General features: G+C 61.4%; 22 protein-coding genes. 7 read left to right on the top strand and 15 right to left on the bottom strand.

Annotated elements, in window-relative coordinates; all coding sequences use genetic code 11:
- Positions 1-24: 24 nt before the first annotated feature.
- Both BV034_RS04565 and BV034_RS35650 read left to right on the top strand, forming a co-directional pair.
- Entirely contained in the window at positions 25-561 is a 537-nt protein-coding gene (locus tag BV034_RS04565) for a DUF4375 domain-containing protein (protein WP_050024569.1), read from the top strand.
- A gap of 45 nt (positions 562-606) precedes the next feature.
- Positions 607-909 (top strand): hypothetical protein, encoded by a 303-nt coding sequence (locus tag BV034_RS35650; RefSeq protein WP_265592621.1) that lies wholly within the window; start codon positions 607-609, stop codon positions 907-909.
- Positions 910-1,290: 381 nt separating this feature from the next.
- On the opposite strand, the gene BV034_RS04560 is transcribed toward BV034_RS35650, so the two are convergent.
- Both BV034_RS04560 and BV034_RS04555 read right to left on the bottom strand, forming a co-directional pair.
- The gene (locus BV034_RS04560; RefSeq protein ID WP_050024567.1) at positions 1,291-1,650 is read right to left on the bottom strand and encodes a diacylglycerol kinase family protein; all 360 of its coding nucleotides are present in this window, start codon (positions 1,648-1,650) and stop codon (positions 1,291-1,293) included.
- Complete coding sequence (locus BV034_RS04555; protein WP_050024565.1) at positions 1,647-2,960, bottom strand: amino acid permease; 1,314 nt, start codon at positions 2,958-2,960, stop codon at positions 1,647-1,649. The genes BV034_RS04560 and BV034_RS04555 overlap by 4 nt, the downstream gene beginning before the upstream one ends.
- 92 nt (positions 2,961-3,052) lie before the next feature.
- Between BV034_RS04555 and BV034_RS04550 the strand changes: the two genes are divergently transcribed.
- The gene (locus BV034_RS04550; protein WP_050024563.1) at positions 3,053-4,255 is read left to right on the top strand and encodes a hypothetical protein; all 1,203 of its coding nucleotides are present in this window, start codon (positions 3,053-3,055) and stop codon (positions 4,253-4,255) included.
- Between the two features lie 19 nt (positions 4,256-4,274).
- Here BV034_RS04550 and BV034_RS04545 read toward each other — a convergent pair whose 3' ends face one another.
- From BV034_RS04545 to BV034_RS04500, 9 genes are all read right to left on the bottom strand, one after another.
- Positions 4,275-4,721, bottom strand: coding sequence for a hypothetical protein (locus tag BV034_RS04545; RefSeq protein WP_050024561.1), 447 nt, complete (start codon positions 4,719-4,721; stop codon positions 4,275-4,277).
- A 484-nt stretch (positions 4,722-5,205) separates the two neighbouring features.
- A complete protein-coding gene (locus BV034_RS04535) occupies positions 5,206-6,543 on the bottom strand; it encodes a sugar porter family MFS transporter (protein WP_050024557.1) in 1,338 nt (445 codons plus the stop codon).
- A gap of 136 nt (positions 6,544-6,679) precedes the next feature.
- Positions 6,680-7,063, bottom strand: a complete 384-nt coding sequence (locus BV034_RS04530) for a cupin domain-containing protein (protein WP_050024556.1) — start codon at positions 7,061-7,063, stop codon at positions 6,680-6,682.
- 677 nt (positions 7,064-7,740) lie between these two features.
- Positions 7,741-8,394 (bottom strand): CmcI family methyltransferase, encoded by a 654-nt coding sequence (locus tag BV034_RS04525; RefSeq protein WP_050024554.1) that lies wholly within the window; start codon positions 8,392-8,394, stop codon positions 7,741-7,743.
- Between the two features lie 117 nt (positions 8,395-8,511).
- Entirely contained in the window at positions 8,512-8,958 is a 447-nt protein-coding gene (locus BV034_RS04520) for a hypothetical protein (protein ID WP_265592620.1), read from the bottom strand.
- Between the two features lie 931 nt (positions 8,959-9,889).
- Positions 9,890-10,888: a DUF3500 domain-containing protein gene (locus tag BV034_RS04515; RefSeq protein ID WP_050024550.1), complete on the bottom strand. Its 999-nt coding sequence runs from the start codon at positions 10,886-10,888 to the stop codon at positions 9,890-9,892.
- 320 nt (positions 10,889-11,208) lie between these two features.
- Positions 11,209-12,342, bottom strand: coding sequence for a lipocalin-like domain-containing protein (locus BV034_RS04510; RefSeq protein WP_265592619.1), 1,134 nt, complete (start codon positions 12,340-12,342; stop codon positions 11,209-11,211).
- A gap of 47 nt (positions 12,343-12,389) precedes the next feature.
- Positions 12,390-14,999, bottom strand: coding sequence for an ABC transporter permease (locus BV034_RS04505; protein ID WP_050024546.1), 2,610 nt, complete (start codon positions 14,997-14,999; stop codon positions 12,390-12,392).
- A gap of 7 nt (positions 15,000-15,006) precedes the next feature.
- Positions 15,007-15,738, bottom strand: coding sequence for an ABC transporter ATP-binding protein (locus tag BV034_RS04500; protein ID WP_050024544.1), 732 nt, complete (start codon positions 15,736-15,738; stop codon positions 15,007-15,009).
- Between the two features lie 137 nt (positions 15,739-15,875).
- Here BV034_RS04500 and BV034_RS04495 point away from each other — a divergent pair, with 137 nt between their 5' ends.
- From BV034_RS04495 to BV034_RS04480, 4 genes are all read left to right on the top strand, one after another.
- Complete coding sequence (locus BV034_RS04495) at positions 15,876-17,276, top strand: DUF2851 family protein (protein WP_050024542.1); 1,401 nt, start codon at positions 15,876-15,878, stop codon at positions 17,274-17,276.
- Between the two features lie 36 nt (positions 17,277-17,312).
- Complete coding sequence (locus BV034_RS04490; protein ID WP_050024539.1) at positions 17,313-18,080, top strand: ComF family protein; 768 nt, start codon at positions 17,313-17,315, stop codon at positions 18,078-18,080.
- A 90-nt stretch (positions 18,081-18,170) separates the two neighbouring features.
- Positions 18,171-19,997, top strand: coding sequence for an arylsulfatase (locus BV034_RS04485; protein ID WP_050024537.1), 1,827 nt, complete (start codon positions 18,171-18,173; stop codon positions 19,995-19,997).
- A gap of 14 nt (positions 19,998-20,011) precedes the next feature.
- Positions 20,012-21,490, top strand: a complete 1,479-nt coding sequence (locus BV034_RS04480) for a sulfatase (RefSeq protein WP_063768674.1) — start codon at positions 20,012-20,014, stop codon at positions 21,488-21,490.
- Between the two features lie 269 nt (positions 21,491-21,759).
- Here the strand turns inward: BV034_RS04480 and BV034_RS04475 are convergent, their stop codons facing one another.
- The 4 genes from BV034_RS04475 to BV034_RS35645 all read right to left on the bottom strand — a co-directional run bounded on the left by BV034_RS04475 (position 21,760) and on the right by BV034_RS35645 (position 25,437).
- Positions 21,760-22,560 (bottom strand): AraC family transcriptional regulator, encoded by an 801-nt coding sequence (locus tag BV034_RS04475; protein ID WP_265592618.1) that lies wholly within the window; start codon positions 22,558-22,560, stop codon positions 21,760-21,762.
- A gap of 113 nt (positions 22,561-22,673) precedes the next feature.
- A complete protein-coding gene (locus BV034_RS04470; protein WP_050024534.1) occupies positions 22,674-23,336 on the bottom strand; it encodes a response regulator transcription factor in 663 nt (220 codons plus the stop codon).
- Entirely contained in the window at positions 23,333-24,496 is a 1,164-nt protein-coding gene (locus tag BV034_RS04465) for a PAS domain S-box protein (protein WP_050024532.1), read from the bottom strand. The genes BV034_RS04470 and BV034_RS04465 overlap by 4 nt, the downstream gene beginning before the upstream one ends.
- Positions 24,493-25,437: a universal stress protein gene (locus BV034_RS35645; protein ID WP_050024530.1), complete on the bottom strand. Its 945-nt coding sequence runs from the start codon at positions 25,435-25,437 to the stop codon at positions 24,493-24,495. The genes BV034_RS04465 and BV034_RS35645 overlap by 4 nt, the downstream gene beginning before the upstream one ends.
- Between the last annotated feature and the right edge of the window lie 9 nt (positions 25,438-25,446).

Here is a 25,446-nt window from a genome sequence, read left to right as displayed (position 1 = left end):
TCTCACCTCGCTCTAGAGTACCTCATGCGCCTTTTTGCCCCCAGTTGGCGGAAGTTCGATGCGGAGCCGGCAGGTTTCCGTCAGTTTGACTATCTCTCCGATAAAGATGTCAGGCCCGAATGGCGGCAATCCAGCTATCCTGGCCTCAATGAAGGGCGCAAGATGGCAGTGAGGTTCTATTGGTTCACGGCCGAACTGAACAACGGAGGACTGCCTCAGTATTTCTGGAACTCCAGCGGTGCATTTACCTCCGAGCAGATTGCAGACTTCCATCTGATTGGATGCCCCGAAGCAGCAAGCGTGCTCTCCACTGCGGCTCAAAAGGTCTTCGGCATCAGCCCACCCCCTGTCGATACCGCAGAACGCCGCCGCCAGATGGACAGCTACTATGGCACTCACCCCTTCAACGATGACGATGACCAGGAGAGGCTCGCAATGCTTCAGGGCAAAGACGATCTCCGGCAGGAGACCGATCAACTCGGCGGACAGCAAAAGAAGCTAGCAGTGGCACTGTGCACATGGTTTCGTGCCAATCCTCAGTACTTTACAAGGCTGCGATGAGGCGCCGCATTGAACCTGTAACCAACCGTACTCGACGCCATTTGCATGCCCTGCCTCAACAATCAAAACCTCCCGGAAGAGCCCTATTTTGCACTGCGCTCTGCGGATGACTTGCTTCAGGCGGCCTATCAATCCACCCCAGCGCTGTGTCGCTACTGGCATCTGCATGTGCCACGTTGGTGGATTCGGATCAAACATCCCGAGCTCAGCCCCGCGATTGCGCGGCTCAGTCCACGCGATCGACTATGGCCATTCGTCTTTAATCGATCAACCCTCTCCATGCGTCGTGGGTATGTCGTCGTCCGTGACGGTCACCCTATCGACGCAATCATCACCGAAATGAGTTAGGCCCACGACTGGCAACTCCCACCGTACCGCACAGAGGCAGATCAATCCGACAGGCATATGAAGGGCTTCAGCGAGCAGGTCGAAGGTCCGTTGGGCCCTTGGTATCAGAAGGTCAATGCGGCGGTTAAATGCACGGAAGCTGCCTCAACCTTCAGACAACTGCGCGGCATCCTAGGCGAGCCAGACATAGTTGAGCAGGTTTCGGACGAAGACCGCCGAAGGACTAAAATGGCCCGATAGATGACCGCCTTGCCACGGAAATATGGATCTACAACGACCCGTATCGTCCGCGGATCGAGTACCATTTCGGCATATCATCAGGCAAAATCACGCATCGATGCCGGCACATGCGCTCCGCCTGAATTGGGGCATCCAAATAGGTCACCTCCACATCTCCCACAGCCTCGGCACGAACACCACCGCGCCCATTGCAGCGGCAGTGAATGCCGCCACGAGCACAGCCCCGGCAGCGACATCCTTGGCGAGGCCAATCAAGGGATGAGGGTCTTTCGTGATCATGTCGCACACGATCTCGAGCGCGGTGTTGAATATTTCCGCGCACCACACCAGGCCCATCGCCAGGATCAGCGCGAGCCACTCCAGGCGGGACACCTGCAACCCCATGCCGAGGCCAATGACCGCCAGGGAAACGAGCGCATGCCAGCGGGCGTGCCGCTGCGTCTTCACCACGTGAACGAGACCTTGCCAGGCGTGGCAGAGAACCGGGAACTCCAGCTTCATGGCTCTGCACCGGGCTCCGGTCGGCGTCCTGCTCTATCGAGGAAATAAATCACCACACCCACCACCAGGGTGGCCGCGCCCCACGCAGTTTCCACCGGGCGGCGGATCACCAGGGAAAACAGCATCCAGCCCACCACGGCGGCAAAGATGAGCGGAGGCAGCGGGTAGAGCGGCACCCGGAAGGGGCGCTCCAGTCCGGGCTGACGCCAGCGCATCCACGGCACGGCCAGCACACACAGGAGGGAGCAGCCGAGCAGCAGGGTTTCGATGTACAACAGGAGTTGGTCGAACGTGCCGGTCAGCATGAGGGTGAGCACCACCAGGGTGATCACCAGCACCGCCAGCCAGGGGGCACCCACCGCATTGGTGTAGGTCATGGAGCGCAAGATGCGCCGGTCCTGCCCCATCACGCGGAGCACCCGGGTGCCGGAGAAGAGCATGGCGCTGACGTGCGCCACCAGGCCGAAGGCGATGAGGGTCCCCATGGCATCCCCGCCACGCTGGCCAAAGATGGCCCGCCCGGCGATGAGGGCGCTCTGCATGTTGCCCGTCATCTCCTGCCAGGGCGCGCCCACCAGAAAGACCGCGTTCAGGGCGACATAAAGAAAGGTCACGGCCGATGTCCCAATGATGAGCGCACGCGGCAGGTTTTTGGACGGGTTCTCGATTTCTCCAGCAATATAGGAGGCCGCGTTCCACCCGGCATAGGCGTACATGACAAAGACAAGGGCCACTGCGTAAGGCTTGCTGAGGAAATAAGCCCCGTCACCCGGGCGGGGTTGCAGCAGCTCCCAACGCCCCTGACCCAGCCAGCACGCGCCGATGATGAACGAGATCACCAGCGTGACCTTCAGGATGGTGAAGCCCAGCTGGAAACGCTCGATGAACCTCAAGTGGCAGAGCTGCACCCCCATGATGACGAGCACCAGCCCCACGGAAAGCGCGGTCTCGTTAAGGCCCGGCACAATGCCATGCGTGTAGCTGCCAAAGAGCTTGGCTGCGGCCGCGATGGGAGCAGCGAAGCCAGCCGTGAGGGAAATCCACCCCGCCAGAAATCCCACCAGCGGATGGTACGCACGGGAGAGCAGATGGTACTCCCCGCCCGACCGTGGCATCATGGCCCCCAGCTCCGCATAGCAAAACGCCCCGCACAAGGAAACCACGCCCCCGATCAACCACAGGATGAGGATGGGAAAACCAGAAGGGATGTCCGCCAGCTGAAAGCCAACGCTGGTGAACACGCCGGTGCCGACCATGCTGGCCACCACGATGGCCGTTGCGGCGGTGAAAGAGAGACGGGCAGGCGGCATCGGGGGCTCTGTAGCATGCCCGGGCGGGGCTGGCGAGCAGAAGCACGGTTTTGCGCTTCCTCTTGTCATGTTCTCTGCTAGTCTCGCGCGCGATGCGTCCCTGCATACTCCCTCTTCTCCGGACCCTGCTGGTCTCCCTCCCCCTCCTGACCCTCACCCATTGCGGCAGCTCCAAGCCGGCGCAACCCACCGGAACGGGCACCCAGGTGCTCCGCGCAGAACCGGCGGGAGATGGGGAATTGTTTCCCACAGCCACAGGTGTTGCCGTGCCGGTGGCGTCCGCAGCGCTCAATGACACCGCCCGGTTCCTGGCCGGCATGCCGCCCATGAATGGGCAGGATGCTTTTGGCCACCTCCGCAGCTCCGCTGCCTGGAAAAACCATTCCCTGCGCATGAACTCCCTCTGGCGGGATTTCGAGTGGCGTCACGGCCGCCCCGTCAATCAGTGGGCGCAGTCGGAGATGAGCGATCTCCGCGGCAGTCCGGCCGTTTTCTACCCCTTCAGCGGTCCGGACTTTCTCTTCGCCAGTGTGTTCTTCCCGTACTCAGAAACCTACCTGATGTGCGGCCTGGAGGCCTGCGATCCCCTCCCTGCGTGGGAAACGGTGACAGAGGCGGACATTGACGTGGGTCTGGACAGCCTCTGGAACTCGCTCGATACCGTCCTGCAATTCTCCTATTTCATCACCAAGGAGATGCGCCAGGACCTGCAGTCCTCCCGATTCCGCGGGGTGCTACCCGTGTTCCTGGTCTTCATCGCCCGCACCGGTCACGTGGTGGAGTCCATCGAGGCTGCCCGGCTGGATGACAACGGCACTCCAGTGATCTCTGCGGCCGCCCAGAGCACGTCACCCGGCCTGCTCATTCGCATCAATGGTCCGCACGGCCCCAAGCGGATTTACTACTTCACGCAAAACCTGTCGAACGACGCCTTGAAACCCAACGGCCCCTTCCTGCGCTATGCCACCAGCCTGGGCCGCCCGGCGACGCTGGCGAAGAGCGCCTCGTACCTCATGCACGAGTCCTACTTCTCCAACGTGCGCAACTTCATCCTCGTGCAGAGCCGCGGCATCGTGCAAGACCCCAGCGGTGTGCCTTACCGCAGCCTCATCGAGCAGAACTGGAAAGTGAACCTCTACGGCAACTACCAGGGCGTGCAGGACATCTTCAAGGAATACGAGCAGCCGGACCTCCTCAGCGCTCAGCAGCAGCAGGGGCCCCGCCCACTGAGCTTCGGCATCGGCTACCTGAACATGCCGGCCAACACCAGCCTCATGGTGGCACGGCCCCAGTAGGCCGTTCCCGCCGGAATGTTTATTTAAAGGTCAGGAGCACCGGCCCGCGCTCGTGCCGGTGCTCGATGACAATTTTGCCGCCCTGCGGCCCTACCACGAGCATCTGCTCCGTGTGCTTGGAAGCCTGGTCAAAAAGGAGCTGGTTTTTGACCGCCCCGTCTTTCGCTGCTGTCGACAAAGGGGTGCCCGAGTGGAAAAAGATGCTCAGGGGCCGGGCTGCTCCGGGATCCAGTTTGAGCTCCAGAATCCTCACAGGCACCTTGGGGCTCTCCTTGATCTGAATGGTAGAGACCATGCCACCGGGGATGCGCACCGTGTTGGCAAGCCCTTCCGAAAACTCGCAGTTGTAGAGCTTGATCTCCGCCATGGTCACCCGGGGTCGCGCCTCCATCTGGCACCACTTCAGGACCGCTCCCGCCGTCCCGATCACCAGCAACACTCCCAGGGCGATGACTGCAAGCCTCATTCGACTCATGACTGCCAATCCAAATTCACTCCATGTTAACACAGCCTGACGGTGTTCCCGCCACGCTTTTTTGGCAGCGCACGAAGCTTTCCTCCGCCCGGCGCTGCGAAGAGCGCCGGGGTCCCTCTCGATCAGGTGGCCTCTCAGTAGCGGTCGTGATGGTCATGGTGATTTTTCTTCGAATGATGACGCTCGCGATTGAAGTCGCGACGCCCATGGTCGTGACCGTGGTGAGGGTAGTGGTGATAACAACTGCTGAACAGAATAGTGGCCGCAAGGGCCATGCCTAAGGTGAGGAGAGATTTCATAGGGGATGGGTCTGAAGCAGGGGAAAGCTGGTCTGCGGCCGGAACAGGATCAACATTCCCCTGTGGTTGACTGAGATGGACGCATGCTAACGTCCTTGCATTCAATCGGATGCCAACCTTCCCCTGGTGGTCTTTCCGGGACACAATTCCATTTCCTCGAACGAGGGCAGCCTGATTTAGGACTTCTGTCCTCCCATCAGATCCCGCTGGATTTCCTCCAGTGAGCGGTTCTTCGTCTCGGGCACCATCAGCTTCACCCAAACCAGCTGGAGGATCATCATGAAGCAAAAGAAGAGGAACACCGCGCCCGGATGGAAGGCGGTGACGGCCAGGGGAAAGACCGTGGTGAGCAAAGCGGCAAAGATCCAGTGGGTAAAGCTCCCCAACGACTGCCCCATGGCACGAAAGCGGTCCGGAAAGATCTCCGAGATGAGCACCCAGATCACCGTCCCCTGCCCCACAGCGTGAGCGGCGATGAAGGCAAAGATGCACGCGGGCACGATCGAATAGTGGCCGGAGTAAAACGCCCACGCCGTCAACCCCAGGGAGAGGATGTAGCCAAACGAGCCCACGTAGAGCAACGTTCTGCGTCCCACGCGGTCAATCAGCCAGAGGCCAGCAAAGGTGAAAATGAGATTCGTCACCCCGATCCCGGCCGACTGTAAGAGGGCGGCCTGGGGGCCGAGCCCCGTGAGCTCAAAAATCCGGGGTGCAAAATACAGGATGGCGTTGATGCCCGAGAGCTGGTTGAAGAAGGCGACCAGAAACGCAATGAGGATGGGAGTCCGCATTTCACGGCACCAAAAGCCCCGACTGGATGCAGAGTTCTCGCTGGCTGACGCGGTCATCACGTCAGCCATGGCAGTTAGTTCCGCCTCCGGTGCCTTTGGGTGCACCTGACGAAGCACCGCCAGACCCGCTCGACGGTCCGCGCCGCGGGTCAGGAGCCAACGCGGACTCTCTGGGATGAGGAAACAGGCCCCCGTGTAGATTGCAGACGGCACCGCCATGATCCCCAGCATCCAGCGCCAGGCGTGATCGCCCAGCCCGGAAAGCAGGTAGTTCGAGCAGAAGGCGACGAGAATGCCGAACACGATGTTGAACTGGAACATGCCCGCCAGCCTGCCCCGGCTCTCTGGAGGTGAGATCTCAGCGATGTAGAGCGGGGCCGCCACGGTGGACACTCCGATGGCAATGCCACCGAGAAACCGCGCAACCATGAAAGAATAGACCTCGTTCGCGAAGGCCGACCATACAGACCCGATGAGAAACAGAACCCCGATGACCAAGAGCGTTCGTTTCCGCCCGAACCGGTCAGTGGGCCAACTGCCTGCCAGAGAGCCCACCACAGTGCCCCAGAGTGCCGCCCCCATTGCCAGCCCATGCATCTCCGCGCTCAGCCCCCAGAGATGCTGAATGGTCTTCTCCGCCCCGGAGATCACCACCGTATCGAACCCGAAAAGAAATCCCGCCAAGGCGGAGACAAGAGACCAGAGAAACAAGCGGGAAGGCATAACGAAAGTGGCTCAAGGTGATATCCCTGCCGTGGACAAGAGTTCACACGGCCCCTGGATGAATCGAATCTCAAAGCCCAGTTGCTCGGTCACTTGCCGAAGAACCTGCTGGCTGGCCAGAACGTCCAAACAGGCTCTAAGGCAAAGGCTCCGAAACCTCGAAGTAGTCATCTTCGGCAATGTCCGGGATGCCGACCACCAGCACCCGCATCTTGCCACGGGCACCGTGAACCACACCCGGCGGAATGTGAACCAGAGACCCCTTGCTCACCGGTTCCTCCACCCCATCCAGCGTCACATGGCCGCTGCCTTCCAACACATAGTAGAGCTCCGTCGAACGCCTGTGATAATGCAGCCGGGCTCCATCGATATCCACCGCATGCGCCCAAGCCGCTGGCGAGAGCGGGGCATCTTCATGGCTGATGAGCCGGTCCCGCCAACCGCAGGTGCTGCGCTCACGTGCGGTATGCCCTTCGTGACGGATCAAGAGGGGGCCGATGGAGGATGGTTCAGTGTTCATCAAGTAGGGAAGACGGTCACGCCGAAGCGGTTCTTGCCCTGGGCAAAAGCAAAGTTCGTCGGGGCCCACGGTCGATGATAACCTCCCCGCCACGACCAACGAAACCCATTCCTCTCTTCACGCCATAGCGCCACGGGTTCGACACAGACCCCACCAAATCGGCACTCATGGGCACCATTGAAACCTAGAGATTGAAGAAAATCATTCTGGCTTCCACACCTGACCGATTTAGCCTTTCTACCCAAGGTGGCCTCGCTTGCAGCTCGGCAACCTTGGGCTGTGTTACATATCCCTTTCAGGGATGGGCTTCCTCGTCGTTCGCCTCTCAGCCGCTGGAACGCGTGATTCCCTTGCACCTCAAGATGCGTATGGCGCCCACGTATTGGGTGCGCACGCATCCTGCGGGCTGTTCTCGGCATCCTGCCGTGGACGTCATTGCGAGCACCGAAAGACAACCTCCCCGCCTTCGCCACACCTCCGACATCGGAAGCTCCCAGATGCACCCCTGCCCACCACTCCCAAAAGCCTGGTCCCGCATGCGGAACTGTGGAGTGCGTGCGTGAAGCGCCGCTTTCGCCTGCCCGATGCGCTTGTATTAAGATGCCGCGTACAACGGCGAAAAAAGCACCGCTCCGGCGCACACTCTGACTCACCACCACCGCCCCCTCCGCTTCCACTCACATGGGCGTCGTGATCGGTGCCTGGCGCTGGCCCTGACGTCGTCGCTCGAAAACCACGATGCTGTCGTAGCAGGCGATGCAATCCGTCGAACGGGTGAACTCGGAAATGGGCAACACGCCTTTGGTGTGCACCGCGTTGATCTCGTCCAGCTTGTGCTTCACGAATTCCATGAAGCTTCCTTCTCGCCCCACACCGCCTTCGTACTCTTTCCAGTAACAGGTGTGGGTGTCCTCCACCATATACACCCCGTTGGGATTGACCCGGTCATACATCAGCTCAAAGGAACGGATCATGTGCTGCATCATATGGCTGCCGTCATCCAGCACGATGTCCACGTGAGGATACTTGGCAAAAATGGCCTCAATGATCGCGGGATCATCCTGGCTGCCGATGAACACCTCGATCCCCTCCCCTTCATGCGCTTTGCATTCCGGATTGATGTCGATGCCAATGATCCGGCTCCCGGGACCGAAGTACTCCTTCCACATGGCCAGTGAACCGCCGCCAAAGACGCCAATCTCTATGATCACCGGCGACTTGCCCCGAAAACGGGCAAAATGCCGCTCATAGATGTCAAAGTAATGCACCCATTTGTGCAGCCGCTTGTTGGCATTGTTGAGAAAGTACTTGTGGAGAAATCCGTCGCTCATAGGGAATAGTCCAGTTGAATGGTTCTCGTTCAAGAGGCGGGACCATGACATGGCCTGCGTCCCGGTCAATCCACGTGTCACCGTCATCGAAAGAAGAAGCTGACGAGCGCCCACTCCCTACGCTGATGATTCCAAAATCGCGTCCACCTCGGCCCCCGGCTTCAACACGACGGTCCGGCGAAACGTCTTTCCGTCGATGCGGAATTCGATGCGCAGCTTGAGAGAGTCGCCTTGCCTGCGAAAAGTTAGACGAGTGATGTGACTGAAGAAACTTCCCCAGGCCTCTTTCTCTTCAGGAGCGAGATCCGACCTCTTTTCCAGTTCCTTCAACAGTTGGGCACTTTGCGCCTCAAGCTCGGCCTGTGAAAGAGGCCACTCTTTGTGGGCAACATAGTGCTCTGCCGCGAGCAGACACACTCCAAAGGGCACCATGGTTTCAGCGTCGGAAAAGGCACAATGAGGGGTGCGCTGAGGGAGCTTACAGCCTGTCAGGAAACAACCCGTCGAAAGCACGAAAGAAAGCGCCATCACGACGCTCTGTAGCCAAACAGGTAAAACGAACATGGATCACGTTGTACATCATGTCTGGGAAATCAAGGGATCAATCCCATCAAGGAAACGTGGTGGCGCCGCTGTTACGAGTGCCAATGGGTTTCAAATTGGGGTCACCGCGGACCTGGCACATTTAGGTTCCAGTCGGCGGAATCACAGGTTCAGAAGGACCGAAGGGTCCGGCCTCATTTCAGCCTTGGGCATCGCCCAAGGTTTGCAGATCAAAGACTCATTGAGGGCTGAAGGCCCGGCCTCATCAAGCCTGCCCACCACGAATATCCCTGAACGAATCGGGCTTTCGGATTCAATCTACCGCGATGGACTGGCGTAGCGATCCAATCTCGCCGCTTAGGGAGGCCAAGGCTCTCACATCCCGGGGAAGTCCATCGGCATTTTTAATCGCAACGGAACAGATCCGATTTCAGTGCCCTTTAAGGAGTCGATTATCTCTGCCACAACCGGTCAAGGAAGAAGATCCTCTCACGAAGCTCAGGCCAAGGAGGCTTCGAGTCAGGGCACTTCTTCATCCGCACAACGCTAGTTTTCGCGTCCACGGTGATGTCTGGCAAAGCTTGACCTCTTGGTCCTGCTACGACGTTCGAATGCCATCTATTGCGCATCCTGAACACGGGTGAATGAGCACCGCATTCTCCCACATACTTTGAGAAATAAAGACCGACCAGAAGATCTGCTTCCCAGGCATCCACTCCATTCGCCAAATCGATGCTGTTGAACTGAGGGCCAAATGGTGCCTCCCATTTGCAAGCATACTGGTCCGGCGGCTGGCTGCCGGTGCCAGCACATCCCGTCATGAACGCAATGCACAGCAAGAGGGACAGTCTGAGCAGGGATTCAGAAGACGCCACAACGGCAACTGGGAGATGACTCGATTCGCACGCATTGCGCATCGTTCAATGCAGGAATGATGCGCAATAGAAAATCCTCACGCCACCCCATCCTTGATGTGCGCCCAACAATGCACATGGGGATCGCCACGGAAGTACCAGATCATGGACGGCCCTTCGAGCTGCCACACATCCCAGACGCCGTCGTTGCCCACGTCCTGGTTCTTGTAGAAAGCCATGTGCAGGTGATCAAAGCCCGCCTTCTCGATGTAGCCAAGCGCTTCAGTGGCATCCTCCTTGCGGAAGGGCAGGAGCAAATCCGCCAGGACCTTGCGGACCAGGTCCTTCTGGTCGGAGCTGAGCTCTGTCATGGGAATGCCTTCGATGCCGGTCTTGCGCCCCGTCAGCTTCACGGTGGCATTGCCCGCCTCCCCGCGACCTTCCGGCCGCAGCGCCATTTCCCGCTGCTTGCCATCCAGCGCGGCGAATACCTCGTTGGCCCGCTTGGCCTGGTACCAGTACACGTTGCCCGGATGATCCGGCTTTTCATTGAAACCCTTGGCGGCATGCCCGTAGAAGATGGGGCCACCGAACGCCGTGCCCGCCAGGCTGTTGCCATCGCAACGGCGCGTGCAGTGACGACCCGTTAGCACGAACTCGAACTTGCCTTTCCCTGGCTCCCCGAAAAGGGCGATGCTGGCACTTCCAAAGCCACCGTCCCCCTTGTTATCCTGGTCAAACTGTTCCCAGACCTTGGCCTTGTACTCGTCGCTGTGCAGCTTGTCGAAGATCTCCCGCACCATCGCCTGCTGATCCTTGTTGAGCACGTCCCGAATGGGCTTGGGGGTGATGTGCCAGTTGTTGTCGACCTTGGACCGCAGCGCGTGGTCAAAATCAAAACACAACGCCTTCCGTTGTGCCTCATCGAGCGTGCCGTAAAGCGTGGTCACCAGCGACTCCGAAACGGGTTGCGAAGCCGTAGCCGAAGGCGCGGCCACCGCCGGACCTCCCACCAAGGCCGCCCCAGTGGCCGCCAAGCCCTGGAGGATGAACTGACGACGGGAAGGATGCTCCAACAGGGAAGAAAGCGTGTTCATGGCAGGCAGCGGGCAAAAACTTTCCACCGGGAGATACGGTGGCAGAACAACCAGCCTCTCAAAAACGTGAGATTGCGGCAAGGGAGAAGTGAGAAGTGAGAAGCGATCAACCACAGAGGCACAGAGAACTCAGAGGAATGATCTTTTAGACAGAATTAACGGAATTAACAGAATGAGATTCAAAACTACGAAATACCAGGAGCCAGCAGCTAAACCCTAATTCCGTAAATTCTGTTAATTCTGTCTAAACCTCAGTTTCATTCCTCTGTGTTCTCTGTGCCTCTGTGGTCAAACCCGAACTTCCTCCCACCCTGACTCCCTTACCGAAATTGCCCCGCCAGATCTCCCGTGTATCCCGCCAGTTCCAAAAACGCCGAGCCCAGTTCCTCACCTGAAATTGCATCCAGCACGCGGCAGGCGCCTTCCCAGTAGGCGGTGCCGCCCATAGCACCGGTTTGTTCCTGGGCCTCAGCCAGGGGTACGAGTTTCAAATGCAGAGGCTTGCCCGTAGCGGGGTCCACGGTCTGGATCTCGGCTCGGATGGGGTAGTGGGCCTTCGTCACCGGACTGCGCCAGTGGCCGAGCTCCTTCCAGACAAACTGTTCCACACTGTGATGCTGAACTTTCCCTGTGGCATCGATCCAAGCCAGGGTGGAGTGCCGGTCCAGCGCCCCGTCCTTGCGCCGCATGCGATACACCATGATCTCCCGGCCGTCCTTGAGCTGGATGGCCGCCCAGTCCCAGCCGGATTGTTCTGGATCCAGCTGACTGCTGCTGATCTCGTGATCCATCCAGGCGTCGCCAGTGACCTCCAGCCTCTCATCCCCCCACTGGAGCTCACCGCGAGTCTTCAAGCGGGTGAAGGTAAGGTAATGGCTCGCGGCCGTGGGCCCATCCGCCTTGCGGGAGACGCCGTCTTTGCCAAAGAACACCAGGGGTTTGGCGGGAATGAGTTCGAGGTCAAACTTCGCCTCGCCCGCCACCGTGCCCCGCAGTTGCATGGCCTGCTCCACCGGGCGGATCATCTTCAGTGACCAGTTGCCATTCCGCACTGCCAGCGTGGTCTCATCCGCCGCCGCATCCCACCCGGCCCGATTGAGACGCTCCTGATGCAGAAACTTCCCGCTGCCAGCATCCAGCAGCGCCATGTGCGCCAGATGCATCTGCCCGTGTTGATACAGCGTGGATTCCTCACCTGCCTTAGCCTGGACCTGAGCTTGGCGGAAGAACGTGGCCTGGAAACCAAAGCGCCTCCCCCCAGTGGCAAACAAATGCCCGGTGACGTACCACCACTCGATCTTGAACTCCGGATGGCTGCCGTGATCCTTGGGAAACTCAAAGCTCCTCCCTGGCTGAGGCAACGCGAAGCCCTCCGCCGTTTTTAACAGCGGCTGCTGAGCCCCCAGTGCACCCGCCACAAGCCAGACTCCCCAAAGCCCCAGAATCGTTCTCATCCCCATTTGGAATTTGTATTTTGAAGTTTGAAGTTTGATCCCTCAAGTCACTCCTCCCTGTCCGCCGGCAAGTCTGCGCCCCACCTTCCCGTCGCCCAGGACACCAGCGCTGCACTGCCCACCACCAGCAACAGCAGCACCGTCATCGCCATCCACGGCAGGGTGAACTGCAGGGTCCAGCCAAAGGTTTGTTTGTTGATGACAAACACCAGCACCCAGCCCAGAGCCACACTCACCACCAGGCCACACACCGTGCCTGCCAGGGCGAGGAATACCCCCTCCAGCATGGTGGCGCGCGCCATGGCCTCCCGGGACATGCCCAAAGCGCGCAGGGTCGTGAGCTCCGCCCGGCGCTCCAGCAGCACACTGGCCAGGGACATGCCCAGCCCCACCACGGCCACGACCACCCCGATGAGTTCGAGGGCATAAGTGATGGCAAAGGTCTGCTTGAAGATGCGCATCACCTCATTGCGCAGGTGACCGTTCGTAAAGATGGACAAGCCGGGATGACGCTGCAACCAGGCCGCCCGGACACTCTCCGGTGATTCGCCCTGTTTCAGCTGCACCGCGAGACGGGACGCAGAATCATCACTGAACCACGCCGCATAGTGCACCCGGTCCACGATCACCGTGCCGCGCTCGTTGCCGTAGTCCGCGTACACGCCCGCGATGCGCAGTTTTCTCATTCCTCCCGGAACGGGCAGCAGCACCTCATCCCCCCGCCGTTTGCGGAAACGTTCGCTGAAGGCCTCGCTCACCAGACACAGGCCCGCATTGCGATCCTTGTTGTAGATCACCTCCGATTCCGGCTTCTGCATCCAGGCCATGTCTGAGTGACGTCGCATGAAGCCCAGGTCACCCGCCGCCAGCAGGGTCTCGCCCTCGGGCAGTTGCAGGGGCTGGAAGCAGATGGTATTGAGATCTTCCACCTCCGGCTGGTCGCGCAGCCATTGCCAGGTGGCGGGCAGAATACGATTCTGTGAAGAGGCACTCTGCGCCCCGTCACTGGCGACATAGAGATCCGCTTGAAAGGTGCGGTTGATCCAGCCCCGCATTGTGCGGTCAAAGCTGCCCACCAGGATCGCCATGCCTGAAGTCATGGCCACGGCACAAAGCAATGCTGCCACGGCGAGCCGGTGCCGGGAGGAGGCCCGACGCAAATGACTGGCCGCCAGACGAACAGGAACCGACCACCGGGCCAGCGGTTGCAGGAAACGACCCATGAGCTGCAACACGCCGCCTGCCAGCAGCCCGCCCCCCACCACGAGGCAGATGGCCGCACCATACCCCGTCAGGGCAAAACGTCCCCCGCCCTCCAGTCGCAGCGGGGGCAGCGTCGCCAGCGCGGCCGCCAGCGCCACCCAGATGAGCCCGGGCCAAATCTTGCGCCAGCGCCCTCCGCCCACCGGCTGGGGCAGATGCCGGGTCAGCAACTGCGCCGGGGGCGTCCGGGCGGCCTGCCGGGCCGGCCACCAGCCCGCCACGAGACTGGCCCCCATGCCCAATGCGAGCGCCATCCACAGGTCCTCGAGCGTGAAAGACACCCCCTGCGTGTGAGTGGTGTGGTACAGTACATTCACCGTCTGCCCCACCAGTTTCACGGCAGCGAGCGCCCCTGCCCAACCCAGCAAGCCCCCCAAGATCCCGCCAGCCACCCCGAGGAGAAGCGACTCCAGCAGCCAGGCGTGTTGCAGGGTTCGAGGTTCCACACCTAGAGAACGCAGCACGCCGATCTCCTCCCGGCGGCGCACCACCGCACCATCCAGTGCCTGAAACACCAGGTACAGCCCCACCACCAATGCCAGCATGGAAAGGATGCCGAGATTCCACCGGAAGGCCTGCGTCATCACCGAGGCGGATTCCCGCCGCTGCGCCGGAGTGGACACCCGCCATCGCCCGTCACCTTGAGTTTCCAAAACCCGATTCACCTCCAGCCGCACCTGCTGCCCGAGCTTTCCCTTCTCCAGGATCACCTCCACCCTGTCCAGTTGACCTCCTCTGCCGAGCAGCCGCTGCAACGCTGGCAGATCCATGAGGAGGAAGGTCTCCGGCACGCGCACGGACTTGTCCCGGTCCGGCATGATGCCCGCCACCTCCAATCTCACTCGCTGGTCCTGCATCACCAGTTCCAATGAGCCACCAGACTTCAATCCCCGACGCTCTGCGAGCCTGGAGCTGATGAAGACCGCATTGGATTTGCCCAAGACTGACAAGGCCCCAAGCCCACCCTCCGCCACCGTCTCAGACTGGCCCTTGGCCGTGCTCACATTTTGCAGGGACACCAGGTCCAGCCCGTAGAGTGTAAAGGTTTCCCGCTGACTCAGGCCAGCCGTCTCACCTTCTTTGCGCGGCGGCGAGGCCGTGGTCTCGATGACCGGCACACAGACCGCCGCATAGGGCTCGATCGCCGCGCGGATGTCCAGCAGCGCCTTCTCCGGCAGAGGTCCCGCCGTAGCCTGGACGATGAAATCACTCTCCGCCGTGATCAGCTCAGTAAAGTTGGAGAAGCCGGAGAGCGCCGCACGATTGGCCATGCGGATGCTGAGAAACACTGCCACGCCCAGCGCCAGGGTGAACCCCAGCAGCAGGGTGGTGCGCGGCGCCTGCCGCCAGTGGCGGAAGGTGAAGCGCTGGAGAAGGAGGATCAGGCCATCCATGCGTGCTTCAGCGCGGCGGCGCGGCTGGTTCAGGTGATGTCGTACCCAGTGTGGCAACGGGCGCTTCTTCAGTCCCCACAATCCGGCCATCCTTCAGATGAATGCGACGGGTGCAGATGGCGGCCGCTTCTTCACTGTGCGTCACCAGCACCAGGGCCACGCCCTGCTCGGCCGAGACCTCCTGCAGGAGTTCGAGGATATTGCCCCCGCTGCGGGAGTCGAGATTGCCCGTGGGCTCATCCGCCAGCAGCAGCCGGGGCTGGTGGGCCACCGCCCGGGCGATGGCCACGCGCTGCATCTCGCCCCCGGAGAGCTGGGAGGGCAGCGCCTGCGCCCGGTGGGTGATGCCCACCCGCTCCAGCAGCTCGCGCACCCGTTGCTGCCGCGCCTCATGCTTCACCCCCAGCAGTTGCAGGGGAAACTCCACATTCTCCGCCGCGGTCAAAGTGGGCAGCAGGTGGAAGAACTGGAAGATCGTGCCGATCGACCTCCGCCGCAGCTCGGCCAGTGCCTTTCCGTTCAGGTCACTCATCACCTGGCCGTCAAAGAGCAGCGTTCCGGAATCCGGCCGATCCACCCCACCCAGACAATTGAGCAGCGTGGTCTTGCCGCTGCCGGAGGGCCCGGTCAGCGCCACGCGTTCCCTGGCCTGGACCGTTATTGACACCTCCCTGAGCACCTGCCGGGCTTCGTAGTTCTTGGAGAGTGAGCGGGCTTCAAGCAGCGGGGGCGAAGGCATGGTGGAGAAGGTGCCGGGGCAGATGAAATCCCTCTGTCCGATACGGCTCCCACCCCTCCGCCAAATGCACAAATCCTCAAGCCACAGTTGCGTACCCCGGCGACCCCGCGACAGATTGCCGCCTCTCTCGAAAAACCATGCCCGCCCCCGCTGACCGCTACCGTGAGTTTTTTCATACCGTCCTCGGTGATTCCGTGGCGGAACGCCCTGCGCTGAAGCACTGGGGCCAGTCCATGCCGGAGCTGGACCTCCAGAGCCTCTGGTACGCCGGGGAGTTTGGCACCGAGTTCACCACCGTGGACGGCCAGAGACTGGCGATCCGTGATTTCGGGATCTGGAATCATGCTGCGGGTCCAGACTTCACCGGGTGTGCCCTGCAACTGGATGGCAAGACGCTGAAAGGCGACATCGAACTGGACCCGGACGCCCGCGACTGGGAACGCCACGGCCACGGGGCCAATCCCAACTACGAGCACGTGGCGCTGCACCTCTTCCTCCATCAGCCGGAGGCACGCGTCTTCACCCGTACCGCCGGTCATCGGGAGGTGCTGCAGGTATGCCTGACGCCCGATATGTTGAAGAACAACGCCCGGCCCCAGCTCCTGGCCGAGGCCCGCCTGGGGCGCTGCTCCACCCCGCTGCGACACATGCCGGAGGCCGCGGTGGGCAGCCTGCTGGAGGCCGCCGCCCAGTACCGGCTGCAGCGGAAGTCCGAGCGACTGCACGCCCTGGTTCGCCTGCATGGTCGGGAGCAGGCCGTGTACCAGAGCCTGGCCGCAGCCATGGGCTACCGGAACAACCAGCGCCCCTTCACCATCCTGGCCCAGCGCCTGCCGTTGCGCACCCTGCTCAAGCGGGATGCGACAGAGCGCGAATCCCTGCTTTTCGGCGTCTCGAGTTTCCTCGAATCCGTCCGTTACGAAGACACCGAGCCGGAGACCCGTACCTATCTGCGTCAGCTCTGGTCCACCTGGTGGAAGCAGCGCGAGGCCTACGCGGAATGGCTGCTCCCGCCCAACCAGCCCGTCTGGCAGATCGCAGGTGCCCGCCCGGGCAACCATCCCCAGCGTCGTCTTGGTGCGCTCAGCGCCGTGCTGGAAAACTGGAAGCAGGTCTTTGCTCCGCTGAGGGAGGTGTCCGCTTGGGACCGCAAGCGTTTCGTGAAGATCCTGCTGGATCTCAAGCACGACTACTGGAGCCAGCACTACACCCTGCTCGCCGCCCCGGCGGCCAAGGCCCTCGCGCTCATCGGTGCCTCCAGGGCCCAGGAGATCCTGGCCAATCTCGCCTATCCCCTGCTGGTGCCGGAGGACGAACGTCTCTGGACAGACTACAAGGAACTGCCCGCTGTGCTGGACAACCAGAAGGTCCGCCGTGCCTCCCTGCGCCTCTTCGGCGCGGAGACCACGGCCGACCTCTTCCAAAAGCGCCTCTTCCAGCAGCAGGGCCTGTTGCAGATCTATGAGGACTACTGCCTGGAGGACGACTCCAGCTGTGAAGACTGCCCGTTCCCGGAACGGCTGAAGCAGTGGCAGTAGTTTCCACGATCTCCATCCTTCTCTTCTCCGCGCGCGATGTCGAGCCCTGCCCTTCTGCCCCGACTGTGGACGGCCTTCCTGGATCTGCTCTACACCCGCCGCTGCGAGGTGTGCGAGTGCCAGATCGAGGCAGGGCGGACCGGGGCCTCCCGCTGGCTTTGCGACGGCTGCCTGAAGAACCTCCCGGAAGTGAACTCCCCCTTCTGCTCGCGATGCGGGGAGCCTTATCACGGGGCCATCAGTGATGCCTTCCAGTGCGGCAATTGCCAGGACCTCAATCTTCATTTCGAATTCGCGATCGCAGGTTATCGGGCGGATGAGGCGGTTCGAGAACTCATCCACCGTTTCAAGTATCAACGGGAGCTGCATCTGCGCGGTCTGCTGACGTGTCTATTGTCCCGGGTGCTCCAGGATGCCCGCCTGGCTGCCACCGACCGTGAGTCCTGGTTGCTCGTGCCAATTCCCCTGCATCATGCTCGGCGGCGTGAGCGCGAGTACAACCAGTCGTGGGAACTCTGCACCCGCCTCACGCAGCTTCACCGCATCCCATCGCTGGATGCCCTACAGCGCGTCCGGGCCACCACCCCGCAGGCCTCGCTGTCTCGCCGGGAACGTCTGGCCAACTTAAAACGTGCCTTCCGGGTGAAACCCTCCTTGGCGAGACGGGGCCGCCTCAAGGGCAAGACCATCCTGCTGATCGATGACGTGCTGACCACCGGCTCCACCGCCAGTGAGTGCGCCAAGGTGCTCCTGCAAGAAGCGGGCGCGGCCCGGGTCTGGGTGCTGACGGTGGCCCGCGGTTGAGCAACGAGCGGCAAGAGTTCACGGCAAGTTTGCGGAAGAAGCGGCGAGTCACATCGTTCCCAAGGGCTCACGCGCCCTCCCTTCCTGACCATGCGCCCGCATCGCTTTCTCGCCCTCCTCATCGCCACCCTTCAGGTGGTCACCTTCGCCATCCAGGCCCCGGCAGCCCCGCGGCCGAACGTCGTGGTCATCCTCACCGATGATCAGGGCTGGGGCGATCTCAGCTCCAGCGGCAACACCAATCTCCAGACTCCGCATCTCGACTCCCTGGCCCGGGATGGCGTGAGCCTAGACCGCTTCTACGTCTGCGCCGTCTGCGCCCCCACCCGGGCCGAGTTTCTCACGGGGCGCTATCATCCACGCACCGGCGTGCGCGGGGTCTCCAGCGGTCAGGAGCGCATGGACCTCGGAGAGAAGACGCTGGCGGACACGCTGAAGTCCGCAGGCTATGCCACGGGGGCCTTTGGCAAGTGGCACAATGGCAGCCAGTGGCCCTATCACCCCAATGCCCGCGGGTTCGATGAATATTACGGCTTCACCTCCGGCCACTGGGGAGAATACTTCGACCCGCCGCTCGATCACAATGGCCAGCCCGTGCGCGGCAAGGGATTCATCGCTGACGATCTCACCGACCACGCCCTCCAGTTCATTGAGCAGCACAAGGACTCCCCCTTCTTCTGCTACATCCCCTACAATACGCCCCACTCCCCCTGGGCCGTGCCGCAGGAGTACTGGCAGCGGTTCAAGGACAAGCCGCTGGCCCTCACGGCCACCGACGCCACGAAGGAGGACCTGGATGAGACCCGCTGCGTGCTGGCCATGATGGAGAACCTCGACTGGAACGTGGGCCGCGTGCTGGCCCAGATCAAGAAACTGGGGATCGAGGAAAACACTCTGGTGGTCTATTTCAGCGACAACGGTCCCAATACCGTCCGCTGGAATGGCGGCATGAAGGGCAAAAAGGGCGGCACAGATGAAGGTGGCGTGCGCAGTGCCTGCTACCTGCGCTGGCCGGGCACCCTGCCCAAGGGACGGGTGGTGAAGGAGATCACTGGAGCCATCGACCTGCTGCCCACTCTCAGCGCCCTGACGGGAGCCCCGCGAGTGGGCGACAAGTCTCTGGATGGCCGGGACCTGAGCCCGCTGCTCAAAGGCGAATCCCCCAAATGGTCACCGCGCCTGATCTTCAACCACCAGAACGGCAATGTAAGCGTGCGCAGCCAGCAGTACCGGCTGGATGCGCAGGGAGGCCTGTACGACATGCTGGCCGACCCTGGACAGCAGACCGACGTGGCCACCACCCAGCCCACCGTGGCGGAGGAACTGCGCCAGGCCGTGCAACAATGGCGCTCCGACGTGCTGGGCTCTGCCGCTGCACCAGCGGTTGGCGGCCCCAAGAAAAAGGGCCAGGCCAAGGGAGCCGTCATGGACCCGCGTCCCTACCCAGTGGGTTATGCAGAGTTTCCACGAACTCCCCTCCCTGCCCGTGACGGCACGCCTCTCGGAGGGGTCAAACGCAGCGCCAATGCGCCCAACTGCTCCTACTTCGTCAACTGGACCACACTGGAGGACAAGATGACGTGGGATGTGGAGGTGCATACCACCGGCGAGTATGAGGTGGAGATCCTCTACACCTGCCCTGAAGGGGATGCCGGAGCCACCGTCGAGCTCACGCACCAGCGGAGCCGGCTGAGTGGCAAGGTCGCCACTGCCTGGGACCCGCCGCTCTACACGAACCAGGACACGATCCCCCGCCCACCCGCAGAGTCCCGCATGAAGGAATTCCGCCCGCTGGCCCTGGGCACGCTCCATCTGGAGAAAGGGCGAGCCCCGCTCACCCTCCGCGCCCTGGAGATATCCGGCAAGTCCGTCATGGACGTACGGCAGATCAACCTGACTCTCAAAAAGAACCGCTGAACCGCCCCCTGACCATGAAAGTCTTCGCGCCCTTTGTGGCCCTGTTTGTTTTTATTTCCTCGATCTCCGCAGCCGACAAAGCCCGCCCTAATGTTCTGTTCATTGCCGTGGATGACCTGCGGCCGGAATTCGGGGCGTACGGCAGCAAAATCGTCAAGTCTCCCAACCTCGACCGCCTGGCGGCAAGCGGAGTGACCTTCCAGCACGCTTACTGCCAGCAGGCCGTCTGCTCTCCCTCGCGGTCCAGTCTTCTCACCGGAGCCCGGCCGGACACAACGCAGGTGTATGACCTGCAGCGCCACTTTCGAAAATTTCTGCCTGATGTGGTGACTCTGCCTCAGCATTTCAAGAATGAGGGCTACTTCGTCCAAGGCATGGGCAAGCTCTATCACGGCAGCCTGGATGATCCTGCATCCTGGAGCGTGCCATGGACCAAGCCCCAGTTGCCCCACGGTGTGTACGGACTGCCGGAAAACCAGGAGCTGGGCAAGAAGTTGACAGCCCAGGCCAAAGCAGCCGGCAAAAAGCCCAACGCGACCAAACGTGGCCCGGCCTTTGAAAGCTCTGACAGCCCGGACAATGCCTTCCACGATGGAGCCCTGGCCGACATGGCCGTGACCGCTCTGCGCGAAGCCTCGGCCAAGAATCAGCCGTTCTGGCTGGGCGTGGGCTTCATTCGTCCGCACCTCCCCTTTGTCGCGCCCAAGAAGTACTGGGACCTCTATGACCCCGCCCAGATTGAGCTGGCTCCCAATCCTCAACCCGCCAAGGATGCCCCACCCTATGCGGTGACCAACTTTGGCGAACTGCGCAACTACGCCGGCATCCCACAGCAAGGCCCCATCCCAGACGCCCTGGCCCGCCAGCTCAAGCATGGCTACTATGCCGCCATCAGCTACATGGACGCCCAGGTCGGCAGGCTGCTGGACGAGCTAGACCGTCTGGGATTGAGAAACAACACCATCATCGTCCTCTGGGGCGACCACGGCTGGAAGCTGGGCGAGCATGGCTCCTGGTGCAAACACAGCACCGTGGAGAACGACACCAATGCCCCGTTGCTGGTCTCGGTCCCCGGTCTCAAATCCGCAGGTCAGAAGAGTGCCGCCCTCGTGGAGTTCGTGGACATCTACCCCAGCCTCGCCGAACTCTGCGGCCTGCCGCTGCCCGCCCACCTGGAGGGCACCAGCTTCGTGCCCGTGCTAAACGAACCCACCCGCGCCTGGAAGTCCGCCGCCTTCAGCCAGTATCCCCGTGGGGCCAAGGAAGCAGGCGTGGCCGTCATGGGCTACAGCATGCGCACAGAGAAGTATCGCCTTACCCGCTGGGTGGACCGCACCGACGCCACCAAGATCGTGGCCGTGGAACTGTACGACCACCAGAACGATCCCCAGGAGAACATCAACCTCGCCCCCGATCCATCCAAAGCGGAGCTGGTGAAACAACTCTCCGCCCAGGCAGAGCAAGGCTGGCAGGCTGCGAAGCCGAAGGGGTGATGCGTATTTTTGTTTAACCACAGAGAGCACAGAGGAATGATTTTTTAGACAGAATTGACGGAATTAACAAAATTGGGGGGGCAAGTCATGACGTGGGTGACAACACCCATCAAAGGAAGCTAAACCCAATTCCGTAAATTCTGTTAATTCTGTCTAAACCTCAGTTTCAATCTCTGTGTACTCTGTGCCTCTGTGGTTAATCTTCAACGCCACTCCCTCATTCCCCATTCATAATTCATAATTCATAATTCATAATTCATAATTTTTACCTAGAACTTCCCCGCCAGCATGTGCCGCTTCTCCGCCGGCGTCATGCTGCTGCGGAACTCCGTGGGGGACTGGTCCATCACGCGACGGAAGCTGCGGTTGAATTGTGACAAGGACTGGAAGCCCACATCATAGGCCACCTCAGTCACCCGGGACTGGGGCTTGATGAGCAGTTGTTTGGCCTTCTCCACCCGGGCACGGTTCACATACTCCGTGAAGGTGAGGCCGGTGAAGCGCTTGAAGATCTTGCAGAAGTGGAACGGGCTCACCCCCGAATGGCGGGCCACTTCCTCCAGGCACAGCGGCTGCGCCAGATGCTGGGTGATGTGCTGCCGCGCGCGGCGAACGGCAGGGGGCTCATTGTCCGCGCACTGAAGAAAAAGCCGGTAGGCCAGGTCACCCAGTTGCGTGCTGAAGCATTGCACCATGGTCCGCAGCGCCTCCAGCCGGTTCGTTGGGAGAGCAGGCATGTCCTGAAACACCGCCTGGGCGCGGCGAACCGCCGCAGCATCGCAGCCATCGTCCAGCAGGGTGAAGGCCACCTTGTCAAAGCTGGCATACTCGCCATCAGACAGACGTACGGGATCGAGCACAAGTTCGGCGAAGGACTGACCATTCACCTGCACCGGCACCTTCAGCACCACGGGAAAGGGCAGCTCATCAGGGGTCGCTTTCTGATCCTGCACAAGCTGCAGTTCCAGGTGACGTCCCGTGGCCACTTCAAAGGCCTCGCGGAATTTCAGGAACAGATCACTTTGGGCAAGTTGGGGAAGCAGGCTGGGGTGATTCAGAGGATGGTTCATGGTACGTCGGTCTGGTTGACGCTCCACGATCACCCATCCTGGGTCGGGGTAAATTCGTAGCCCCTACGGCTGAATGGGGCATGAAAATGGCAATCCGGGCGTAGAGGAATCCTCTAGGCCTTGGCCTGCGTGTCCATCCACCGCACCGCGTACCGCACCAGCGTGGCCCCATCTGCCAGTTGCAGCTTCTCTTTGATGTTGGCACGGTGGGCATCCACTGTGCGCACGCTCACATGCAACTGCTCGGCGATGTGCCGGGTAGCCCGCCCCTGACCAATGAGTTGCAACACCTCCAGCTCGCGATCCGTCAGCCGGTCCAGCGCGGAACTGGACACCGGCTTCCTGTGACCAGCCATCATCTCCAGCATGAGGCTGGACATCTTGTCGCTGAGATAAATGCCGCCGTCCAACACCCGGCGTGCGGCCAGCACGAGCATGTCAGCCGCAGTCTCTTTCATCACATACCCTCGCGCCCCGGCGCGCAACACGCGCTCGGCATAGAGCGACTCGTCATGCATGGAGAGCACCAGCATGAGCGTGCCGGGGTACATGGACTGCACATCCTTGATGAACTCCAGACCATGTTTGTCCGGCAGGGTGAGATCCGCCACCACCAGGTCCGGTTTCAAGGAGCCAACGAGGGCCAGACCTTCCGCCGCACTGCCGCCTTCCCCACACACCTCCAGATCCGCCTCTGCGCGGATGAGCTGGGCCAGCCCATGGCGCATGATGGGATGGTCATCCACCAGCAGGACGCGTTTTTTGTTTTTCTTCATGAATGAGAATGGTGATCGGGCATGGGCACCTCGCACTGCACCACCGTGCCGCCATAGACATCCGGCCCGACGTGGAGCTGGCCGCCCAGCATCTTCGCCCGATGTCCCATGGTGTACAGCCCCATGCCTGTGCCCTTGTGCGGCGAATGGTCGGGAATGCCGATGCCGTTGTCCCGGATGGTGAGCTGCAGCATGCCGCCCTGCTGCGCCAGCTGAATCTCCAGCCGGGTGGCGTGGCTGTGCTTGATGGCATTGCCCACCGCCTCCTGCGCAATGCGGTAGAGCTGCGTGGCGGTCTTGTTTTCGTACAGATGCACGGGCGGATCACACCGGAACCGGCAGGACACTCGAAAGATGCGCTCCGTGCCAGCCACCAGCTCATTGAGCGCCGCCATGAGCCCTTCAGAATCGAGCACCACCGGCACCAGGCCGCGAGACATCTCCCGCGCCCGCGTGTTGGCCTGGGTGATGAGTTTCACGATCTCTGCCACACTGGTAGACTCCGCACTCCGCGTGGATTCCAGGCGCTGCAGCACCACCTTGGCCAGGCAGCCGATGGCGGCGAGCTGCTGGCAGAGATCATCATGCAGGTCCTGTCCAATGCGATGCTGCGCCTCCTCGCTGATGCCCAGGATCTGCTGTTCCAGCTCTTTGCGGTCCGTGATGTCGCGGATGATGCCGGCGAAGATCCGCCCACGCGGCAGCTTCACCTCCCCAACGGAGAGGTCCATGGGAAAAACGGTGCCGTCCTTGCGCTGGGCCAGCGTTTCCCGGCCGATGCCGATGATCTTCCGCTCGCCCGTGCGGAGGTAGTTTCCCAAATACCCGTCATGCTGCTCGCGATACGGGCTGGGCATGAGCATGCTCACGTTCCGCCCGATCATCTCCTCCTTGGCATAACCAAACATCCGCACCGTGGCGGAGTTCACAGACTCGATGATGCCGCGCTCATTGATGGTGATGATGGCATTGACCGCCGTCTCCACGATGGCGCGGTTCCGCTCTTCGCTGAGGCGGAGCGCCTCGCGCACCTCCTCCAGCTCGCGCAGATGCTGTCCCTCATTCTCAGACTGGTGACCGTTCATGTTTTCTCCGGCCACCACCCTCGCCGAGGATCGGATGCCCTTCAAGTGTTGCGAAGCGCGGGCCGGGGACTTCATGCCATGGGGACCGTGGCCGGCGGCAGCACTGTCGTGGCGGCGATCGGGGAAACGAATCCGTCGGGTTTCACCGCCAGAATGGAGCACGGCGCATGCGACACCACTTTCTCGGCAGTCGTACCCATGAAGAAGGTGCGCAGGTCGCTCTTGCCCCGCGTACCCACCACCACGAGGTCGGTGTTCGTTTCCTTGATGTGCTCCACGATGGCCTCGCGGATGTTCACGCGCTCCAGCACGATGTTGCGGGAGTCGAGATTTTCACTGGTGCGCAGAATAGGCTGCACAAAGTCATCCAGGTCTTTCTTCCAGGTGTCGCCCACCGCGGTGTCTGCCACCGGCAGCGGCGGTACGAAACCGCCGTAGTCCAGCGAGAGTGCCAGCGCGCTCTGATAGACAAACAGGCAGTCCAGCCTGCTGTGATCCCGCTCCGCGATCCAGCGGGCACTGCGCACTGCTTTGGCAGAAGTTTCAGAGAGGTCCACGCAGGCCAGCACCTGCTTGAAAGGGCCGTCCAAATGAGTGCGAACCAGTAGCACGTCAGCCGGTGCCTTTCGCAGGCACTTGGAGGCGACCGTGCCCACCTGGTTGGGGCCGTGTTCAGTCCCTCTGGAGCCCAACACGAGCAGATCAGCGCCAAGCTCCAGGCATGCCGCCCCCAGCACCGCTATGGGTTGCCCCACTTCCAGACGGGTCTGCACCATCTCGGTGCCGATTTCCGCATGCGTCATGAAGGCCTGCACCCGCTCGTTCATGTCGGCGAAGAGCTGCTCATCACTGAAATTGTGGGCCTCTTTGATGGCCCCCGCCAGGGTGGGATCCATCACATGCACCGCCGTGAGAGGCGTGTCATGAGAGGAGGCAATGCGAACTGCCGTCCTCAGAGCTGCCCGACAGGCGGGCGAAAAATCGATGCCGACGAGGATGTGACGATACGTTTTCATGACCGTGGG

The organism is Verrucomicrobium sp. BvORR034 (genome assembly GCF_000739635.1).
GTDB lineage: Bacteria > Verrucomicrobiota > Verrucomicrobiia > Verrucomicrobiales > Verrucomicrobiaceae > Verrucomicrobium.
This window is presented reverse-complemented; position numbering and strand designations above follow the sequence as displayed.

What these genes read in the sequence shown, in the direction of transcription:
- BV034_RS04490 (WP_050024539.1), top strand. Translation starts at nt 17,313, where the DNA reads ATGTCGAGCCCTGCCCTTCTGCCCCGACTGTGGACGGCCTTCCTGGAT.
- BV034_RS04465 (WP_050024532.1), bottom strand. Translation starts at nt 24,496, where the DNA reads ATGAAGTCCCCGGCCCGCGCTTCGCAACACTTGAAGGGCATCCGATCC.
- BV034_RS04565 (WP_050024569.1), top strand. Translation starts at nt 25, where the DNA reads ATGCGCCTTTTTGCCCCCAGTTGGCGGAAGTTCGATGCGGAGCCGGCA.
- BV034_RS04530 (WP_050024556.1), bottom strand. Translation starts at nt 7,063, where the DNA reads ATGAACACTGAACCATCCTCCATCGGCCCCCTCTTGATCCGTCACGAA.
- BV034_RS04555 (WP_050024565.1), bottom strand. Translation starts at nt 2,960, where the DNA reads ATGCCGCCTGCCCGTCTCTCTTTCACCGCCGCAACGGCCATCGTGGTG.
- BV034_RS04560 (WP_050024567.1), bottom strand. Translation starts at nt 1,650, where the DNA reads ATGAAGCTGGAGTTCCCGGTTCTCTGCCACGCCTGGCAAGGTCTCGTT.
- BV034_RS04520 (WP_265592620.1), bottom strand. Translation starts at nt 8,958, where the DNA reads ATGTTCGTTTTACCTGTTTGGCTACAGAGCGTCGTGATGGCGCTTTCT.
- BV034_RS04495 (WP_050024542.1), top strand. Translation starts at nt 15,876, where the DNA reads ATGCCCGCCCCCGCTGACCGCTACCGTGAGTTTTTTCATACCGTCCTC.
- BV034_RS04470 (WP_050024534.1), bottom strand. Translation starts at nt 23,336, where the DNA reads ATGAAGAAAAACAAAAAACGCGTCCTGCTGGTGGATGACCATCCCATC.
- BV034_RS04550 (WP_050024563.1), top strand. Translation starts at nt 3,053, where the DNA reads ATGCGTCCCTGCATACTCCCTCTTCTCCGGACCCTGCTGGTCTCCCTC.
- BV034_RS35650 (WP_265592621.1), top strand. Translation starts at nt 607, where the DNA reads ATGCCCTGCCTCAACAATCAAAACCTCCCGGAAGAGCCCTATTTTGCA.
- BV034_RS04475 (WP_265592618.1), bottom strand. Translation starts at nt 22,560, where the DNA reads ATGAACCATCCTCTGAATCACCCCAGCCTGCTTCCCCAACTTGCCCAA.
- BV034_RS04510 (WP_265592619.1), bottom strand. Translation starts at nt 12,342, where the DNA reads ATGAGAACGATTCTGGGGCTTTGGGGAGTCTGGCTTGTGGCGGGTGCA.
- BV034_RS04535 (WP_050024557.1), bottom strand. Translation starts at nt 6,543, where the DNA reads ATGCCTTCCCGCTTGTTTCTCTGGTCTCTTGTCTCCGCCTTGGCGGGA.
- BV034_RS04500 (WP_050024544.1), bottom strand. Translation starts at nt 15,738, where the DNA reads ATGCCTTCGCCCCCGCTGCTTGAAGCCCGCTCACTCTCCAAGAACTAC.
- BV034_RS04515 (WP_050024550.1), bottom strand. Translation starts at nt 10,888, where the DNA reads ATGAACACGCTTTCTTCCCTGTTGGAGCATCCTTCCCGTCGTCAGTTC.
- BV034_RS04480 (WP_063768674.1), top strand. Translation starts at nt 20,012, where the DNA reads ATGAAAGTCTTCGCGCCCTTTGTGGCCCTGTTTGTTTTTATTTCCTCG.
- BV034_RS04505 (WP_050024546.1), bottom strand. Translation starts at nt 14,999, where the DNA reads ATGGATGGCCTGATCCTCCTTCTCCAGCGCTTCACCTTCCGCCACTGG.
- BV034_RS35645 (WP_050024530.1), bottom strand. Translation starts at nt 25,437, where the DNA reads ATGAAAACGTATCGTCACATCCTCGTCGGCATCGATTTTTCGCCCGCC.
- BV034_RS04525 (WP_050024554.1), bottom strand. Translation starts at nt 8,394, where the DNA reads ATGAGCGACGGATTTCTCCACAAGTACTTTCTCAACAATGCCAACAAG.
- BV034_RS04545 (WP_050024561.1), bottom strand. Translation starts at nt 4,721, where the DNA reads ATGAGGCTTGCAGTCATCGCCCTGGGAGTGTTGCTGGTGATCGGGACG.
- BV034_RS04485 (WP_050024537.1), top strand. Translation starts at nt 18,171, where the DNA reads ATGCGCCCGCATCGCTTTCTCGCCCTCCTCATCGCCACCCTTCAGGTG.